This window comes from Methylobacterium sp. CM6244, from assembly GCF_054817885.1.
The window spans coordinates 4429660-4446671 of sequence record NZ_CM139247.1 but is presented as its reverse complement, the minus strand read 5'-3'; the positions used below and the strand labels follow the sequence as shown (position 1 = coordinate 4446671).

Genomic DNA, 17012 nt, shown 5'->3' with positions numbered 1-17012 from the left:
GCAAACTTGAGGTATTCACATCACGACAATTTTCAACCTAAGGGAAATTTACGTAGAGGCTCCGCCTACTTGTTCCGCCCCAGCAGCACGAGCCAGCCGATTCCGATCACGCAGACCATCGCGCCCACCGTGATGAAGGCCGGTGTGCCGAGATCCATGAAGCGGGGGGCGAGCTGCGTCGCGAAGGCGGCGACGATGAGCGCCACGGCGATGCGGGCGGCGGCGCGCTCGATGCCGCGGGTGAGCTTCTCGATGCCCTTCAGCTCGATCTCGACGGTGACGCGGCCCTGTTTCAGGCGCACCAGCATGAGGTGAATCAGGGTGGGCAGTTCGGAGGCCGCTCCGAACAGGCCCGCTCCCACCGCCTCGACCTTGCGGGTGATGCCCTTGATAGAGAACTGGGACGCGAGCTTGCTCTTCACCGTCGGGCCGGCGGCGGTGAAGAGGTCGAATTTCGGGTCGAGATGGCGCATCACGCCATCGGCGGTCACCAATCCCTTGAACAGGATGGCGAGGTCGGTGGGCATGGCGAGGTCGTTCTCGCGGGCCATGGTCATGAAATCGGTGAGGAGGTCGCCGAAGTTCAGCACCGAGCCGGCATGGCGGTTGATGAAAGCCTGGGACGAGGTCTCGAGCTTGGTGAGATCGGGATTGCTCGATCCGGTCCAGTCGAGGAGGACGGCCATCAGCCCATCGGAATCCTCCTTCAGCATGGCGCCGATCAGCATGAGGAGCTGGGTGCGGCGACGCTCGGAGAGGCGGCCGATGATGCCGAAATCGATGAAGCCGATGCGGTTTCCCGGCATCACCAGCATGTTACCGGGATGCGGATCGGCGTGAAACACGCCCTCGATCAGCGCCATGTTGAGGAAGGCGTCGGTGCCCTTCTGGGCGACCTTGACCTTGTCGATCCCGGCCGCGTCGAGGCGGGGATGGTCGTTGGGCGGGATGCCGTGGATGAATTCCTGGACGAGGACGCGCTCGGAGGTGAACTCCCAGTGGATCTTGGGGATGACGATGTCGTCCCGGTCGGCGAAGATCGCCGCGATGGTCTCGCAGTTGCGCGCCTCGTTGACGAGGTCGAGCTCGCCGTAGAGACCGGCGGCGAGGTGGCGCATCTGCTCCTGGGGCTGGTAGCGCCCGAATTCCGGCCACTCGTCGACCACGATGCGGGTGGCATGGGCGAGGAGACGCAGATCCGCCTCGATGATCTTGCGCAGGCCGGGGCGCAGGACCTTCACCACCACCTCCTCGCCCGACATCAGACGGGCGCGGTAGACCTGGGCGATGGAGGCCGCGGCCAACGGCACCGTGTCGAACTCGGCGAAGATCTCCGAGGGCGGCGCCCCGAGATCGGCCTCCAGCTGCGGCCGGATCTTGTCCCAGGCGATCGGCCGGACCTGGCTGTGGAGCTTCTCAAGCTCCTCCGTCCATTCCGGCGTCAGCAGGTCCGGCCGGCTGGCGAGGATCTGGCCGAGCTTGATGAAGGTCGGCCCCAGGGCCTCGATCGCGCGGCGCACGCGCTGCGGCTGGGACAGGCGGGCCACGTCAACGTGGGGCCGGCGGCGCTTGGCGAACCGCGCCAGATGGCCGAGGCCGAGGCGCTCCACGACCTTGGTGACACCGAATCCGATCAGGACAGCGGCGATCTCGCTCAGGCGCTGCCTGTCGCGAGCGGCGACGAAGGCGGTTTTCAGCATGTGCGCAAGGGACTGCCCCGTCTGGCGTGAAGGTGGCCGCGTTGAAAAGTCAGATCGGCCCGCCTGTTCGGATCGTGCCGATCTGCGGCGCGGCTCCGTCTAGGGTGACGGCGAGGCCGAAATTTGGCAGCGCCGCCGCATTTGCCAGGACGGCAGCCTCGACCGGGACGGCAGCCTCCGACGGGATTAGCGCCGCCACACGCCCGGCGCCAGACGCCTTTTCAGCCCATGCGACCCTGGAATCGCACATCGCCCCCGCGAGGCATCCCCTCCGCGTGAAAATGAGCTAAACACACGGACCGGATACGGGCGTCCCACCGATCGCGAACGAACGCGCGGCGGGGACGGGCGCCTCCTCAGACACGCAGTTCCACGGAAACGGAGACACGCTCCCGATGGCAGGCACGCCCCGCGCAGGCATCATTCCGGTGACGCCCTTCCAGCAGAATTGCACCCTGATCTGGTCCGACGAGACCAAGATCGGCGCGGTCGTCGATCCCGGTGGCGACCTCGACCGGATCGAGGCCGCGATCCGCGACCAGGGCATCACCATCGAGAAGATCCTGCTCACCCATGGCCATATCGACCATGCCGGCGGCGCCGACGAATTGCGGGAGCGGCTCGGCGTCCCGATCGAGGGCCCGCACGAGGCGGACCGCTATCTCCTAGATTCCCTGCCCGAGACCGGGGCCAATTACGGGATCGACGGTGCGCGCGCCGTGATTCCGGACCGCTGGCTCGCCGAGGGCGACGCGGTGAGCGTGGGCGAGCTCGGCTTCGACATCGTGCACGCGCCCGGCCACTCGCCCGGCAGCGTCGTCTTCGTCAGCCGCGACGCGCGCTTCGCCCTGGTGGGCGACGTGGTGTTCAAGGGCTCGGTGGGCCGCACCGACCTGCCCGGCGGCAACCACGACCAGCTCATCCGCGCCATCAAGGACAAGGTCCTGCCGCTGGGCGACGACATCGCCTTCATTCCCGGCCACGGCCCCACGAGCACGCTGGGCGAGGAGCGGATGACCAATCCGTTCCTGCAGGAGTGAAGCCGAAGACCGGCCGGTGATGTCATTCGGTGGACTTGATCTTCCGGGCCGGGCTTCTGCGGGCACGAGGAACGGCCGCACCGATGTCTTTCAGACGTACGGCGCGGCCTTCCGGAAACGTCACCAGGAGTTGGAGATCGCCGCCGATCGCCTGCACATAGGCACGCAAGGTCGATAGCTTCATGTCCGCGCGCTTCTCGAGGCGCGAGACATAGACCTGACGGCCACCCAGCCGTTCGGCGACGGTTGCCTGGGTGATCTCCTCGGCGCGTCGCAGGTCTCTTAACGCGAACTCCTCGGCGATCAGTTCGGCGCCGCGCGCTCTGATCCGTGCCTGTCGCTCCGGCGTGAGCGTCGCGAGGATGTCGTCCGCCGAAACAGGGCGATGGTCGTCGGTCACCGGGAACTCCCATCCCTGGATGTGGCCTTCAGATGCTGGTCGAAACGAGCGTCGGCCCGCTTGATCAACGCGGTGTAGAAACGTTTTCCCGAAACACCGGATTTGTCCCCCGCGACGAGGAGGATGCCGGTTCGAGCAGGGTCGAAGGCGAAGGCCACCCGCCAGACACCATCCTCAGCCTCGAAGCGAAGCTCTTTCATGTTGGCATGCTTCGAACCGTTGAGCGTATCCGCCCCAGGCCGTCTCAATTGAGGGCCCGCGACCTTCAGAAGCTCGATCATGGCCAGCAACTCGTCCTGAACCGCCTCCTGCAGCGCATCGAACTCGCGCCGGAATTCGTGATGAAGCTCGACCCGCCAGCCCATTCTTCATACCCTGCATGGTATGTTTTCGAAAGGGTCGGCACGACCCTCGATGCAGGCTGAGAGTGCAGCGAGGTCAAGCGTGGCGGCAAGCCCGGGAATCGTCGGGAAGGCACGGGGACTGACCGTGCTCATGCGGTGCATTTTCAAGACGCACCGCTTATATATAGCCCACTGAACGAATCGCAGGCGTACCCGGGGACCGAGCCGGGGCACGAAAATCAAGCAAAGACCCGCCTGCCTGGGGAACTTGATGTCCGACATGACCGACGACGACACCTCCCGCAACCTGGCGGCTACGGCCTATGGGGCGGAATCCATCCGCGTGCTCAAGGGGCTGGATGCCGTGCGCAAGCGGCCCGGCATGTATATCGGCGACACCGATGACGGGTCGGGCCTGCATCACATGGTCTACGAGGTGGTGGACAACGCCATCGACGAGGCGCTGGCGGGCCATGCCGACGTCGTCACCTGCACCCTCAACGCCGACGGCTCGGTGACGGTGTCCGATAACGGCCGCGGCATCCCCACCGACATCCACAAGGAGGAGGGGGTCTCGGCCGCCGAGGTCATCATGACCCAGCTCCATGCCGGCGGTAAGTTCGACCAGAATTCCTACAAGGTCTCCGGCGGCCTGCACGGCGTCGGTGTCTCCGTCGTCAACGCCCTCTCGCAATGGCTCCGCCTGCGCATCTGGCGCAACGGCAAGGAGCACGCGATGGAGTTCCGCCACGGCGACGCGGTGTCGCCGCTGGTGGTCGTGGGCGACGGCAACGGACGGCGCGGCACAGAAGTGTCGTTCCTGCCCTCCACCGACACGTTCACGATGATCGAGTTCGACTACGCGACGCTGGAGAAGCGCCTGCGCGAACTCGCCTTCCTCAATTCCGGCGTGCGCATCGTCCTCACCGACGCGCGCCATGCCGAGCACAAGCGCGAGGAGCTGTTCTACGAGGGCGGGATCGAGGCCTTCGTGCGCTATCTCGACCGCTCGCGCAAACCGATCGAGGGCATGACGAAGCCGGTCTTCGTCCGGGCCGAGCGCGACAACATCCGCGTCGAGGTGGCCCTGTGGTGGAACGACTCGTTCAACGAGACCGTGCTGCCCTTCACCAACAACATCCCGCAGCGTGACGGCGGCACCCACATGGCGGGCTTCCGCGCCGCCATGACCCGGCAGATCACCGGCTATGCCGAATCCACCGGCATCACCAAGCGCGAGAAGATCACCCTCACCGGTGAGGATTGCCGCGAGGGCCTCACCGCCGTGATCTCGGTGCAGGTGCCCGACCCGAAATTCTCGTCCCAGACCAAGGACAAGCTGGTCTCGTCGGAAGTCCGCCCGGCCGTGGAGAACGTCCTCAACGAGGGCCTCTCCAACTGGCTCGAGGAGAACCCGGCCCAGGCCAAATCCGTGATGGGCAAGGTCATCCTCGCGGCCTCCGCCCGCGAGGCGGCGCGCAAGGCCCGCGAGACCGTGACCCGCAAGGGCGTGCTCGACATCGCCTCGCTGCCCGGCAAGCTCGCCGATTGCCAGGAGCGCGACCCGTCGAAATGCGAGATCCTCCTTGTGGAGGGCGATTCCGCCGGCGGCTCGGCCAAGCAGGGCCGCGACCGCCACTTCCAGGCCGTGCTCCCCCTGCGCGGCAAGATCCTGAACGTCGAGCGCGTGCGGGCGGACCGCATGCTGTCCTCGGCCGAGATCGGCACGCTGATCACGGCGCTCGGCGCCGGCATCGGCCGCTCCTCCACCGACCGGGAGGGCTTCAACCCGGACAAGCTGCGCTATCACCGCATCATCATCATGACAGATGCGGACGTGGACGGCTCGCACATCCGCACCCTGCTGCTGACCTTCTTCTTCCGGCAGATGCCGGAGCTGATCGAGCGCGGCTACGTCTACATCGCCCAGCCGCCGCTCTATAAGGCCGCCAAGGGCAAGACCGCGATCTACCTCAAGGACGAGCGGGCGCTGGAGGATTACCTCATCGATGCTGGCGTCGACGGGGCGGTGCTCCGCCTCGCCTCCGGCGCCGAGTTCGGCGGGCCACAATTGAAGGCCCTGGTGGAGGAGGCGCGCCAGTTCCGCGGCCTGATGCAGGCGCTCCACACCCGCTACGACCGCGCCACGGTGGAACAGGCGATGATCGCCGGGGCCTTCCGCACCAATGTGGACGAGAACCCCGACGAGGCGACGAAGCGCGCCACCGAGATCGCCCGGCGCATGGACGTCATCGCCGACGATATCGAGCAGGGCTGGGAAGGCTCCGTCAGCGAAGGCGGCTACGTTCTCAGCCGGACCCTGCGCGGGGTGCGCCAGGTCGTGACCCTCGACGCATCGCTCATCGCCTCGCAGGAGGCGCGTCGCCTGTCCGACCGGGCCGAGGCCCTGCGCGAGATCTACGGCGAGCCGGTGACCTATGCCCGCAAGGGCGAGGAGACCGTGCTGCACGGCCCCGTGGGCCTGTTCGAAGCGGTGATGGCCTTCGGGCGCAAGGGCCTGCAGCTCCAGCGCTACAAGGGGCTCGGCGAGATGAACCCGCAGCAGCTGTGGGAGACCACCCTCGACAGCGAGGTGCGCTCGCTCCTTCAGGTTCGGATCAAGGACACCCAGGATGCCGACGACCTGTTCGTGAAGCTGATGGGCGACGTGGTGGAGCCGCGCCGGGAGTTCATCCAGGAGAACGCCCTCAGCGTCGCCAATCTCGACGTCTGAGCCAACGCGACCGGGAGGGTCGATATGAGCAACATCATCCGTCCGACCTTCGGTCAGCCGCGTCGGCCTGAGCCCGTCAGTGACGACGACCGGGTCGAGGTGACGACGCAGCGCGTCTACGGGGAGGCCGGCGATCACCGCGTCTGCCTCGTCCGCGACGACGACGCGCCCGGCGGGGAGGTCTACAAGGTCGTCGTCGGGCGTCTCTCCGGGCAGGAAGTCAGCACCGTGGCGATCCTGCCGGCCACGGCCGAGGGCGAAGTGGATGCCGAGATGGTCGCCCTCGCGATCCTCCGCACGCTGAGCCTGATCGACGAGGACGACGACACTCCGGGCATCGCCTGAGGGCCAGTCCTCCGGCCCGGCCGAAGGCCTCCGCGCCGAGTTCTCCATCGCCGGCGCGAGGCAGGCGACAGGATGTCCCATCTCTTCCGAGCGACCACCGCCGAAGAAGCCCGCGCTCCGGGCGCGATGCCGGCTGGCAGGACCCGTCTTTCCGATCAGCCGATAGCGTAAGCGTCTGCACCAGCTCCGCTTCCCGAGCCTAAACTCCACCGCGCGGCCGCTGAATCACGTCCGCCGGCACAGGCGCTTCCACCGGCGCAGTGCTCGGCAACGGGCCTTCCGTCGTCCGAGGAACCATTGACGCCAGATTGGACTTATTCTAATTAGCAACTGAGGGGCAGGCGCATCGGGGGCGTCCCGAGCCGGCCCGGACATATTGGAGAGACCCATGGCACAGATCACCAGCGCAGCTTGCGAGGCCTGCCGCTTCTTCGACGACCACAAGATCAATGGCGGCCAGGCGGCCGCCGATCAGGGCCTCTGCCGCTACAACCCGCCGGTGAGCCAGCCCGAGCCGAAGTCGCCCGGCCTGTGGCCGGTGGTGGCCTCCAAGGATTGGTGCGGTCACTTCACCTCCGGCATGACCGCCGCTGAGTAAGCTCCAGCCGCCCGCCGGGGCCCGTCAGGCGAGACCGATCGGTCAAGCTTAGAGAGGGTTGGCGCAAGGTCGGTTTCATCACGAAGGGCGAGATCGGGGCCGGTGCGGAAGCACCGGCCCTTTCTCATGTGTCGAATACGGTGGCGTCTCTTCCCGAACCTCACGAAGAATTCTCTCGCACGCGTCCCGAATTCCGTTAGGACGCCGCGAGCCGGTCATGATCCGGTCACCTTCGCGTCCGAAGCGGGGACCTTCAGACGATGGGCGGCTCCTGCCATCGCGTCCTGTGTCACGCCTCCGTATGGATGGGCGGCACAGGGACGGGCGGTTGCGTTTCGGGGCGGGTTAAGGATTTTTTCTGGATGACGTATCGACCCATTTCGGCAATGGCCGGGCGCCTCTTGGCCCCGATCGCCGGCCTCGCGCTCAGCGCGATATCGGGCTTCGCCGTGGCCGCTCCCAACGATCCGAGCGGCACCTGGCTCACCGAGGACGGGCGAGCCCGTGTCCGCATCGAGAAATGCGGCGCCAAGAACGATCACGTCTGCGGCTACGTCGTCTGGCTGAAAGTGCCGCTGAACGACAAGGGCCAGCCCCGGGTCGATTTCAAGAATCCCGACCCGAAGAAGCAGGCCCGCCCCTCCCTCGGCCACCAGCTCATCATGGGCATCAAGCCGAACGCCGAGAACCATTACGAGGGCAAGATCTATAACGCCGAGGACGGGTCGTTCTACGATGTAACGATCTGGAGCGAGAAGCCCGGCGAGCTCACCGTGCGCGGCTGCATGCTGCGCTTCATGTGCATGTCGCAGGCCTGGACCAAGGTCACGGACACGGCACCGGGCCAGATCACCGGCCCGACCAACGGCCCGGGCGGCCCCCGCTCCGATCCGGAATGGGCGCCGAAGGCCGCGCCGGCCGGGGGAGCCGGCACGCCTGCCGCATCCTCCGCCAAACCGGCCGCCACGGCACCGAAGCCGGCAGCCAAGCCGGCCGAGTAAGACGACGGCCGGAACCGTTCGATCCGGCCGAGGGTCGTTGGTATGATCGACGGCCGCTCGTATCCGCTCGATGACGTCCTGCACGGCCGGATCGTGCCGCTACCGTGCGAACTCCTGACGATCAGGGAGTTCGCACGGTAAGCAGGCGTCGGGAGTCCGGTTGCACGACAAGACCTATCTGCGGATCAAGACCCGTCCTCGGATCAGGCCCCTCCCTTGGCCAGGGAGCCGCTGCCCGCCGGCATCATCGCGAAGCTGCCACCCCTGACCGTCTTCGAGCCGTCCGGGGACGTCCCCCCGAACCAGGCGCACGGCGGACGAGGCGACCGGGATCACTCGGCGCTCGGCGTAGCGGTTTCGACAGGCCCGACCGGCTGCAGCCACACCGGAGCCGCACCTCCGACGTTCGATCCCCAAGACCCTCGACCGATCCCCAAGACCCTCGACAACGAAGCCACCCACGAGCGCCCGACGGTGAGCGTGGCCGGCTTCATCGTGTGAGGGACACTGGACGCTGCGCGTCTGCGCCACGTCCGGTCGGGAACGACCGCCCGGAGCCGGTCTGTTTCCATCGATCAGGACCCCATTCGGCCAAACGTTGAGTGCGCCGCAGGCTCGACATAGACTTTGCTTGTCCAAGACATCGGTCGACCTTTGTAGAGGGGTCGATCGATGGATCGGCATTGCGGAGATCCAAGTCAATCCATGAATTTCAGCTTGAAATACCTTGTCATCCTTGCGATTTCCGGAGCACTATCCGGGGAGGCCAAGGCAATCGATTCCGGCTTCTACAATGGCAGCCATGTTTGCAACGGCGCGTTGACGCTGGACGACTGGGAATTCCGACAGGAAGGATCGTCATTCGAGGTCTTCTTTCGCAAGACGACGGCGTCTTCCTTCCAAAAGCTGGAGTTGGTCGCTCAGGATACGGATGGTGGTCTTCTTCTCGTCGATCGGCGTGGTCGCCCTTGGATCGCGGTGCGATTTGGGCAGAACGGCGACAGCCTCCAGGGGCGGTGGCTCACCGGCCAGGGCAAGCCGCAATCCGATTGCGAGCCGTTCACGCTCTCCCGGAGCGAGAGCGCGAAGGCTCGCATGGATCGCCTCTTCGGTCTGCTTGGCGAGACCAGTCCCTCCGTCGAAACGGTGCGGACCGTCGCCGAGGAACAGCAGAAACTCCCGCCGATCGACCTGCTGCCGGATCTGGACCAGCAAGCCTATCGCCAGCGCTACGCCGAGGCCGCGCCGACCTTCTGGCGGCACTTCTACGACGCCGAGCGCAAGCGGCTCGCGGAACTCCCCGTCGAACCGCCGGACGCCCGTGATCGGGCCGTCGGGGAAATGCGTGCGGTGACGAGCCTCACGCTGGCGCCCGAGGGGTCGCTCGACCGAAACGGGTCAGCCCGCCAGGCTGCCCTGGACTTCCTGCGCATCGTCGCCGACCGCCTCGCGGCGAGCGGGCGACCGCTCGAGGCCCTGCCCGGGGATACCTTGTGCGAGCGAATGGCGACGTTCGGCTCTATCGACGTCGAGCGGCTCGAATTGGCGGTCGGTCTACCGGTCGAATACTGGGACCGTGCCTTCACGGAGGACCTTCTCCAGAAAGCGCAGTCCTGCAAGGACGGTAGGACCATCGGGCGGCTGCTGTCTCAATCCTATCCCGACATCGAGAAGCGCCGGAAGGCCGCCCTCTGGCTGCGCGAGGAGCGTGAGCGCCTCCTCGCCCTTCCCCTGACCCTTACGTCGTTCCGTGACACGAACGGGTTGCAGCTCAGCAGGGACGAACTCCGCCGAAACGACGTGTCGCGAATGGCCCATGACCGCTTCCTCGGAGCCCCGCTCGAAACCCGTCGCACCGAGATGGAGCAGGCCGCCGCTCGGGAGCTTCAGGAGGTGTTCGGCGGCGACAGCCTCAAGGGCCTCCCCCTCAACGAGGCTCGCTCGCAATGCGACCGGCTCGTCGGCACGCAATGGGGCAACGAGGCCCTGTCGCGCCTCCACAAGACCTGCGCCGGAATGGCGGAAGACTACGTCGCGAGAAGCGTCCGGTAGGTCTTCCAGGAGCAGGTCGGGCGGATCGAGGCCGCGCCGAAGACGTTCGGAGGGCTGGAAGCCAACAACTGGTTCCTGATGGGCACGGGCGATGTGCGCGGGATCTATCCGCCGGCGGCCCTCGTGACGGAGTTCAACGGCAAAATCGCCGACGCCCGGACCGAGGCCGTCCGCATTGCGACGGGCGAAGTCGACAAGGCCTTCGCCGCCGCCGATCCTGTGTCGGACGTCACGGCGTCGCCCATCCTGCAATGTGGGCGCGGCATGATTCCGTCGCACGAAAGTCTCAGGCCCCTCGTCCAGGCCTGCCAGGAAGGAAGCCGCGCCTTGGCCGCCCGGCGCGACGAGCTCCGGTGCCAGGAAGCCCTCAAGGCATCCGGTGGCGGCTCCGGCCTGCTGGACGCCGCGATCAGGCCGAAGGCCGCAGCGGGCAACAGCTTCCGGGTCCGTCAGCTCGTCTGCGAAGCCGCCAGGCAGAAGGTCACGGTCACCTTCCCGACCTCCGGCATGTTGTGGTGGTCCAAGCAATATGTCGAGGCGCGGCTCCCGGCCGAGAGAGGACGCGACCAGGTCCGCGCCCTGCGCTGGCTCATCGAGCCGGTCGCCGATGCGAAGGGCGAATGGGCGATCTCCAGGCTCGAATCCAAGACGGGGGAGGTGGCGCTGCCTTTCCCCGAAGACAGCCTGCTGCCCTGCCTCGCGCGGCAAAGCCTCTGCCGCTGACGTCTCCGCGCGACCTCGACACCGGGGCGGCCGTCCGCGGATCGCGGACGGCGTGAGGCCGGGATGGGTCTTTCGTTACGGCGGTGGATGCCGGGCCGCGCTGTCGCGGATCTCAGGTCCGGGGCGACGCATCGCCTGAAGCCCTGTCACTCGACCAGCGCGGCGTAGGTCAGCACCCGCAATTCCCGTCTGATCGGCAGGGCCGAGGAGGGGATGAGCTGGGCCAGCATCACCACGGCGAGATCCTCCGCGGGGTCGATCCAGAACGAGGTACTGGCCAAGCCTCCCCAGGCGACCTCGCCGGGGGTGCCGACGATCTGGGCTCGCGCCGGGTCGAGCATGACCGAGAATCCGAGCCCGAAGCCGATTCCCGTATAGGAGGATTCCGAGAAGCGCGGCTGGCCCATCGAGGCGAGGTCGCCGCCCAGATGGTTCATCAGCATCAGCTCCACCGTCTTGCGGCCCAGGAGCCGCACCCCGTCGAGGGTGCCGCGCCCGAGGATGAAGCGGCAGAAGCGCATGTAGTCCGACGCGGTCGAGACGAGGCCGCCCCCGCCGGAGGCGATCGCGGGCTTGGCGGAAAAGCGGCTTCCCACCGCGTCGTCGTAGAGCTTGAGGCTGCGGTCGCGGAACAGGCTGTAATTGGCCGCCAGCCGGGAGACCTTGTCGGCGGGCACGTAGAAATCCGTGTCGACCATGCCGAGCGGGTCGATGACCCTCGTCTTCAGGAAATCGCCGAACTCCTGGCCCGAGACCACCGCGACGAGATGGCCGAGGAGGTCGGTGGCGACACTGTAGTTCCATTCCGCGCCGGGCTGGGCGAGGAGGGGCTGACGCGCCAGCCGGGCGACCACCTCGGCGAGGCTCGCATCCTGATTCTCGCCGAAATCGACGCCGTTCTGCCGATAGAGCGCATCGACGAGGGTCGCCTCCATGAAGCCGTAGGTGAAGCCCGCCGTATGGGTGAGGCAGTCGCGGATGGTGATCGGGCGCTGGGCCGGCACGGTCTCGGCCTTCACCCGGTTGCCGCCGGTGAAAACCCGCATGTCGGTAAATTCGGGCAGGAAGCGGGTGATCGGGTCGTCGAGCTGGAAGCGCCCCTCCTCGTAGAGCATCATCACCGCCACCGAGGTCAGCGGCTTCGTCATCGAGTAGATGCGGGTGATCGTATCGGCGGAAAACGGCGTGCCGCGCGCGATGTCGGCCAGACCATGGGCGCGAAAGAAGGCGGTCTCCCCCCGCCGCGACAGCATCACCGAGAGGCCGGCGAGCTTGCCCTCGGCCACCAGCCTGCGCATCCAGCCATCGACCCGCTCGAGCCGCTCGGGGCAGAGACCGAGGGCCTTCGGGTCGGTTACGGGCAAGTCCTGTACCGGGGTGTCCTGCATGCGCGCCTCTCCGTCTTCACCGCCCTCGCGCGGCCGTATCGTCGAACCTGAGCCCGGCCTTTAGAGCATCGTTCGGCGCCATGGGTACCGGTATTTGCCGGCTGTCGGTCAAACGCCGAAGAGCCGTCGCATGGCGCATCGAAGGGCCGTCGCGTAACGCATCGAAAGCGCGGGACGTGGCACTCACCAGCCCATGCTGCCCGGTCCGCCCTTGAACGGGCCGACGACCTCCGGCGTGATCCAGCCGCCATAGAAGCCGCCGGGCTGCGGCTCGACTGTCACGTCGTCGACGAAACAGGCCTCCATCGCCCCGGCATAAAAGGCAATGTAGCCGACAATGGCCGTGAAATCCGGTGTGGGTTCCGGGTAGGCCCAGGCCGCGCCCGGCGCCCGATGGCCGCCGGCCAGGACATCGTGGAGGACGGCGCGGCCCTTCCATTCGCAGATCCCCGCCATGATGGGCGGCCCGAGCACGCCATCGGCCACATCGCCGGGGGGCAGGTAATAGGTCGGCGGATGGCTGGTCTCCAGCACGCGGTACCCGGCCACCGTGTCGGCGACGGTCGCACCGGAGAATACCACGCGCAGGCGCCGGGCCACGCGCTCCAGCCGCGGCGGGCGCGGATAATTCCACACGCTTTCCTGGCCGGGGCCGAAGGGCAGGGGGGTGGGGTGCATCGGAATCATCCAATTTCGAATTTAGATCAATGGGTTACCGGGAGAACACCCTTCCGGAAACGGGAGACCGTTTTCGCGATGGGGGCCGGCACGCAGGCGATATTCGAGACGCGGCGTTTGCGCGTGGCGCGGGCCATGCTAGCCCGGCTCGCGACGCGGATGATAGAAATTCGGCCGCTCCGATGGATCGGCCGTCTCGGTGAGCCGGCCATCCCGAGCCAGACACCCTGGGACAATGCCTGTGACGGATTTCGCCCTCTTTCTCGATTTCGACGGCACCCTCGTGGAGATCGCTCCGCGCCCGGACCAAGTGGTGGTGCCCCCGGAGCTCGCGCCCGCGCTCCTGCGCTTGCGGGACCGGCTCGGCGGGGCGCTCGCCATCGTCACCGGCCGCCCCATCGCGGTGATCGACGACTTTCTCTCGCCCGCCAGGTTCGATGTCGCGGGCCTTCACGGGGTCGAGCGGCGGGTCGACGGGGTGGTGTCGGGAGGCAGCGCCGAGGATCATCCTGCCCTGCGCGCCCGCATCGCAGGGTTGAAGGACGCCGTGCGCGACCTCGAATCCGTGCTGATCGAGGACAAGGGCGCTTCCGTCGCGGTGCATTGGCGCCTCGCCACGCCCACCGACGCCGCGCAGGCGGAGGAGGCCGTGAGGGCTGCCGCGGCCGATCTCGGCGCCGATTATCGGCTGCAGCTGGGCAAGGCGGTCGGTGAGATCGTCCCGGCCTCCGCGACCAAGGGCCATGCCATCCGCGCCCTGTCGGAGGCGCCGCCCTATGCCGGCCGCCGCGCGATGTTTCTGGGCGACGACCTCACCGACGAGAAGGCCTTCGCCGTGGTCAACGAGGAGGGCGGAATCAGCGTCCGCATCGGCGGCAGCGACACCATCGCCACGCGGCGTCTCACCGATCCCGATGCCGTGCGCGCGCTGATCTATGCCTGGGCCGACGGCGCGCCGATCGACCCCGACGCCCTGCCGCCCGCCTGAGGGCGCGACCGGCCGCGATCCCGCATCGGGGCCGGTGCCGCAGACCAGACCGTGACGCCCCGCACCCGCATCGAGGGCGGGCGAGATGTGAAATCCCGAATTCCAGCGCGAAGGACAACCGCACGCATGTTCGAGTTCCCGGTCCTCGTCGGCGATATCGGCGGCACCAATGCCCGCTTCGCACTCGTGCCGGAGGCGGGCGCCGGGGCGGAGATCGTCGGCCATGTCCCGACCAACGCCTTCCCCGGCCCGAGCGCCGCGATCGGCTCCGTTCTCGAAAAGTATGACGGACCAGCGCCGCGCTCGACGATCCTGGCGGTCGCCGCCCGGATCGATGGCCCCGCCGTCCGTCTCACCAATGCGAACTGGGTCATCGAAGGCGCGCGGATCGGCCGGGATTTCGGCCTCTCGCGCGCGGTGGTCGTCAACGATTACGTCCCCGTCGCCGCAGGCGCCGTGGATATCGCCCCCACCGACCTGACGCCGATCGGCCCCTATCGTGATGGTGGGCTGAAGGGCGACCAGGGGACGAGACTCGTTCTTGGTCCCGGCACCGGCTTCGGCGCGGCGGCCGTCATCCCCTACGCGGACCGTCTCGCCATCGTCTCCACGGAGGCCGGCCACGTGGATTTCGGCCCCACAGATGTGGCCGAGGAAGAGATCTGGCGGCATGTGGAGCGTATCGAGGGGCGGGTGACGGTGGAGGCGCTGCTCTCGGGACCCGGCCTCGCGCGGCTCTACAAGGCCATCCATCTCGCGCGAACCGGGCGAGAGGCGGCGGATGCCGAGCCCGCCAAAGTGACCGATACGGGTATCGACGGCAGCGACCCGGTTGCGGCCGAGGCCGTCACACTGTTCGCCAAGCTGCTCGGCCGAGTCTGCGGCGACCTCGCCCTGACCTTCCTCGCCACGGGCGGCGTCTATGTCGGCGGCGGCATCGCCCCGCGAATCCTGCCCATCCTGAAAAAGGGCGATTTCCGGCGGTCCTTTGAGCATAAGCCGCCCTTCGTCACGCAGATGGAGGCGATCCCCACCAGCGTGATTTCCGTCCAGGATCCAGCCTTTTCCGGTCTCGCCGCCCTGGCCAACCGGCCCGAGGTGTTCGTGTATCACGGGCAGGTCTGGACCGAGGACTGATCCGGGCGGCTACTCGTCCGACTCGTTGTCGACGTTCTGCTCCGCCTCGTCGTAGGTGTAGCCTTCGAGCCAGTCGGCGCTGTTCTGCGATCCGGCGGGGTAGGGGTTGGACGCATCCGCCTGGCCGGCGATCTTAGCAGCCTTGCCCTCTTCCATCACGGTCTTCGAGACGTAGCCCATCGGTCGATTCCTCCGCGCCGGCGCGATACCGGCCGTCACCGTGCAAGATGAGCGGGCGCCCGGAATTTCAAGGGCGCGGCTTCGTCAGATGCCGTCCCCCGCCACTTCGCGGGCCACGGCCCGCCGGCCGATGTCCCGGCGGCAGAAGCCCTCGGGCCAGTCGATCCGCGACACCGCCGCATAGGCGCGGGCCTGGGCCTCCATCATGCTGTCGCCAGTGGCCGTCACCGCCAGCACCCGGCCGCCATCGGCGACGATACGGCCATTCTCCGCCCGCGTGCCGGCTTGGAACACGATGACCGCGTTGTTGGCGCCGGCTTCGGCGATCCCCCGGATCGTCGAACCGCGCATCACCGCGCCGGGGTAGCCGGCCGCCGCCATCACCACGGTCAGTGCGGCGCGATGGGCATCGAATTGCAGCGCGATGCCGGTGACGTCGCCCTCGCAGGCGGCGAGCAGGACTGGGACCAGATCGGAGGCGAGACGGGGCATCAGCACCTGCGCCTCGGGGTCGCCGAAGCGGGTGTTGTACTCGATGAGCTTCGGGCCATCGGCCGTCAGCATCAGCCCGGCATAGAGGATGCCGGTGAAGGGCGTCCCGCGCTCGCGCATTCCCGCCAGGGTCGGGGCGATGATCGTCTCCATCACCTCCCGTTCGAGGGCGGGCGTCAGGATAGTGGCCGGGGAATAGGCGCCCATGCCACCGGTATTGGGACCGCGATCCCCGTCGAAGACGCGCTTATGGTCCTGCGCCGTTCCGATCGGCACGGCGTTCGTCCCGTCGCAGAGGGCAAAGAAGCTCGCCTCCTCACCGAACAAACATTCCTCGATGACGATCTCAGCGCCCGGCTCTCCGAGCATGGAGCGGACAGCGTTCTCCGCCTGATCCAAGGTCTCCGCCACCACGACGCCCTTGCCGGCGGCGAGCCCATCGGCCTTCACCACGATGGGCGCACCGGACTTCGCCAGATAGGCGAGGGCGGCGTCCTGATCGGTGAACCGGGCGAAGGCGGCGGTGGGGATGCCGCGTTCTGTGCACAGATCCTTGGTGAATCCCTTCGAGCCTTCGAGCTGCGCCGCGGCCTTGGTGGGTCCGAAGGCACGGATACCGGCCGCCTGGAGATCGTCGACTAAGCCCGCAACCAGCGGCGCTTCCGGCCCGACCACCACGAGGCCGATCCCGGCGGTCTCGCAGAACTTCTTCACCGCCTCATGATCGGCGACAGCGAGATCGGGACGGTTCTCGCCATATTCCGCCGTCCCCGGATTGCCCGGAGCCGTGAACAGGCGGGTGCAAAGCGGACTTTTGGCGATCGCATAAGCCAGCGCATGTTCGCGTCCGCCGGAGCCGATGAGGAGGATGTTCATAAGTCACGCTTCGAAGGACACGGAAGGCATGGCGAGATGCCGAACCGGTATGGACAAGAGCCTGCACAATGCGCCGAATGGCTCTCCACCATAGCATTGTCCCGGCCTCGCAGCGCCGCCCCCTAAGCATCCCGGCATGGCGTTTCCCCCGAAAAGCAGGGGATGGAAAGTCCCTGCCACGGTCCCGGTCGCGGATTCCCGTGATTTCGAGTATGCTTGGCACGCACGAAATTCATTCCCCAACCGCATATGATCGATGATAATCGGAGGAACGATGCCGGCTGTCCCCGAGTTGAATATCGTCATGCCAGGATGTCGCCACTCCGCTTCCCCGCC

At 67.2% G+C, this 17012-nt stretch carries 18 protein-coding genes; 10 read left to right on the top strand and 8 right to left on the bottom strand.

Features of this window, described 5'->3' with window-relative positions; all coding sequences use genetic code 11:
* Positions 1–65 precede the first annotated feature (65 nt).
* Positions 66–1700 (bottom strand): ABC1 kinase family protein, encoded by a 1635-nt coding sequence (locus ACYQML_RS20850; protein ID WP_461233918.1) that lies wholly within the window; start codon positions 1698–1700, stop codon positions 66–68.
* Positions 1701–1749: 49 nt separating this feature from the next.
* Complete coding sequence (locus ACYQML_RS20845) at positions 1750–1899, bottom strand: hypothetical protein (RefSeq protein WP_461233917.1); 150 nt, start codon at positions 1897–1899, stop codon at positions 1750–1752.
* 196 nt (positions 1900–2095) lie between these two features.
* Between ACYQML_RS20845 and ACYQML_RS20840 the strand changes: the two genes are divergently transcribed.
* Positions 2096–2740 (top strand): MBL fold metallo-hydrolase, encoded by a 645-nt coding sequence (locus ACYQML_RS20840; RefSeq protein ID WP_207411461.1) that lies wholly within the window; start codon positions 2096–2098, stop codon positions 2738–2740.
* 22 nt (positions 2741–2762) lie between these two features.
* On the opposite strand, the gene ACYQML_RS20835 is transcribed toward ACYQML_RS20840, so the two are convergent.
* Both ACYQML_RS20835 and ACYQML_RS20830 read right to left on the bottom strand, forming a co-directional pair.
* A complete protein-coding gene (locus tag ACYQML_RS20835) occupies positions 2763–3140 on the bottom strand; it encodes a helix-turn-helix domain-containing protein (protein ID WP_419953828.1) in 378 nt (125 codons plus the stop codon).
* Positions 3137–3421, bottom strand: a complete 285-nt coding sequence (locus tag ACYQML_RS20830) for a type II toxin-antitoxin system RelE/ParE family toxin (RefSeq protein WP_461233916.1) — start codon at positions 3419–3421, stop codon at positions 3137–3139. Before ACYQML_RS20830 ends, ACYQML_RS20835 begins: the two co-directional genes overlap by 4 nt.
* Before the next feature lie 343 nt (positions 3422–3764).
* Here ACYQML_RS20830 and gyrB point away from each other — a divergent pair, with 343 nt between their 5' ends.
* The 7 genes from gyrB (at position 3765) to ACYQML_RS20795 (ending at position 10937) form a co-directional block, all read left to right on the top strand.
* Positions 3765–6218 (top strand): DNA topoisomerase (ATP-hydrolyzing) subunit B, encoded by a 2454-nt coding sequence (gene gyrB, locus ACYQML_RS20825; protein ID WP_419953827.1) that lies wholly within the window; start codon positions 3765–3767, stop codon positions 6216–6218.
* 24 nt (positions 6219–6242) lie between these two features.
* Entirely contained in the window at positions 6243–6563 is a 321-nt protein-coding gene (locus tag ACYQML_RS20820; RefSeq protein ID WP_043764525.1) for a hypothetical protein, read from the top strand.
* A 388-nt stretch (positions 6564–6951) separates the two neighbouring features.
* A complete protein-coding gene (locus tag ACYQML_RS20815) occupies positions 6952–7161 on the top strand; it encodes a hypothetical protein (protein ID WP_056433285.1) in 210 nt (69 codons plus the stop codon).
* A gap of 362 nt (positions 7162–7523) precedes the next feature.
* Positions 7524–8162: a DUF2147 domain-containing protein gene (locus ACYQML_RS20810; protein ID WP_207411465.1), complete on the top strand. Its 639-nt coding sequence runs from the start codon at positions 7524–7526 to the stop codon at positions 8160–8162.
* A gap of 216 nt (positions 8163–8378) precedes the next feature.
* Positions 8379–8663: a hypothetical protein gene (locus ACYQML_RS20805; protein WP_461233915.1), complete on the top strand. Its 285-nt coding sequence runs from the start codon at positions 8379–8381 to the stop codon at positions 8661–8663.
* A 204-nt stretch (positions 8664–8867) separates the two neighbouring features.
* Complete coding sequence (locus ACYQML_RS20800) at positions 8868–10214, top strand: hypothetical protein (RefSeq protein WP_461233914.1); 1347 nt, start codon at positions 8868–8870, stop codon at positions 10212–10214.
* A gap of 78 nt (positions 10215–10292) precedes the next feature.
* Positions 10293–10937: a hypothetical protein gene (locus ACYQML_RS20795; protein WP_461233913.1), complete on the top strand. Its 645-nt coding sequence runs from the start codon at positions 10293–10295 to the stop codon at positions 10935–10937.
* Positions 10938–11083: 146 nt separating this feature from the next.
* Here ACYQML_RS20795 and ACYQML_RS20790 read toward each other — a convergent pair whose 3' ends face one another.
* On the bottom strand, positions 11084–12325 hold the full coding sequence (locus ACYQML_RS20790; protein ID WP_461233912.1) for a serine hydrolase domain-containing protein: 1242 nt from the start codon (positions 12323–12325) through the stop codon (positions 11084–11086).
* Positions 12326–12508: 183 nt separating this feature from the next.
* Positions 12509–13003, bottom strand: a complete 495-nt coding sequence (locus ACYQML_RS20785) for a DUF427 domain-containing protein (protein ID WP_461233911.1) — start codon at positions 13001–13003, stop codon at positions 12509–12511.
* A 235-nt stretch (positions 13004–13238) separates the two neighbouring features.
* On the opposite strand from ACYQML_RS20785, the gene otsB reads away from it, so the two are divergent.
* Both otsB and ACYQML_RS20775 read left to right on the top strand, forming a co-directional pair.
* Complete coding sequence (otsB, locus tag ACYQML_RS20780) at positions 13239–13991, top strand: trehalose-phosphatase (RefSeq protein ID WP_461233910.1); 753 nt, start codon at positions 13239–13241, stop codon at positions 13989–13991.
* 126 nt (positions 13992–14117) lie between these two features.
* Complete coding sequence (locus ACYQML_RS20775) at positions 14118–15128, top strand: glucokinase (protein WP_461233909.1); 1011 nt, start codon at positions 14118–14120, stop codon at positions 15126–15128.
* Between the two features lie 9 nt (positions 15129–15137).
* On the opposite strand, the gene ACYQML_RS20770 is transcribed toward ACYQML_RS20775, so the two are convergent.
* Positions 15138–15308: a hypothetical protein gene (locus tag ACYQML_RS20770; protein ID WP_419953821.1), complete on the bottom strand. Its 171-nt coding sequence runs from the start codon at positions 15306–15308 to the stop codon at positions 15138–15140.
* Between the two features lie 84 nt (positions 15309–15392).
* The gene (purD, locus tag ACYQML_RS20765; RefSeq protein WP_461233907.1) at positions 15393–16676 is read right to left on the bottom strand and encodes a phosphoribosylamine--glycine ligase; all 1284 of its coding nucleotides are present in this window, start codon (positions 16674–16676) and stop codon (positions 15393–15395) included.
* Positions 16677–17012: the final 336 nt, after the last annotated feature.

What these genes read in the sequence shown, in the direction of transcription:
- ACYQML_RS20850 (WP_461233918.1), bottom strand. Translation starts at nt 1,700, where the DNA reads ATGCTGAAAACCGCCTTCGTCGCCGCTCGCGACAGGCAGCGCCTGAGC.
- ACYQML_RS20840 (WP_207411461.1), top strand. Translation starts at nt 2,096, where the DNA reads ATGGCAGGCACGCCCCGCGCAGGCATCATTCCGGTGACGCCCTTCCAG.
- ACYQML_RS20830 (WP_461233916.1), bottom strand. Translation starts at nt 3,421, where the DNA reads ATGATCGAGCTTCTGAAGGTCGCGGGCCCTCAATTGAGACGGCCTGGG.
- gyrB (WP_419953827.1), top strand. Translation starts at nt 3,765, where the DNA reads ATGACCGACGACGACACCTCCCGCAACCTGGCGGCTACGGCCTATGGG.
- ACYQML_RS20820 (WP_043764525.1), top strand. Translation starts at nt 6,243, where the DNA reads ATGAGCAACATCATCCGTCCGACCTTCGGTCAGCCGCGTCGGCCTGAG.
- ACYQML_RS20815 (WP_056433285.1), top strand. Translation starts at nt 6,952, where the DNA reads ATGGCACAGATCACCAGCGCAGCTTGCGAGGCCTGCCGCTTCTTCGAC.
- ACYQML_RS20810 (WP_207411465.1), top strand. Translation starts at nt 7,524, where the DNA reads ATGACGTATCGACCCATTTCGGCAATGGCCGGGCGCCTCTTGGCCCCG.
- ACYQML_RS20800 (WP_461233914.1), top strand. Translation starts at nt 8,868, where the DNA reads ATGAATTTCAGCTTGAAATACCTTGTCATCCTTGCGATTTCCGGAGCA.
- ACYQML_RS20795 (WP_461233913.1), top strand. Translation starts at nt 10,293, where the DNA reads ATGGGCACGGGCGATGTGCGCGGGATCTATCCGCCGGCGGCCCTCGTG.
- ACYQML_RS20790 (WP_461233912.1), bottom strand. Translation starts at nt 12,325, where the DNA reads ATGCAGGACACCCCGGTACAGGACTTGCCCGTAACCGACCCGAAGGCC.
- ACYQML_RS20785 (WP_461233911.1), bottom strand. Translation starts at nt 13,003, where the DNA reads ATGCACCCCACCCCCCTGCCCTTCGGCCCCGGCCAGGAAAGCGTGTGG.
- otsB (WP_461233910.1), top strand. Translation starts at nt 13,239, where the DNA reads ATGCCTGTGACGGATTTCGCCCTCTTTCTCGATTTCGACGGCACCCTC.
- ACYQML_RS20775 (WP_461233909.1), top strand. Translation starts at nt 14,118, where the DNA reads ATGTTCGAGTTCCCGGTCCTCGTCGGCGATATCGGCGGCACCAATGCC.
- ACYQML_RS20770 (WP_419953821.1), bottom strand. Translation starts at nt 15,308, where the DNA reads ATGGGCTACGTCTCGAAGACCGTGATGGAAGAGGGCAAGGCTGCTAAG.
- purD (WP_461233907.1), bottom strand. Translation starts at nt 16,676, where the DNA reads ATGAACATCCTCCTCATCGGCTCCGGCGGACGCGAACATGCGCTGGCT.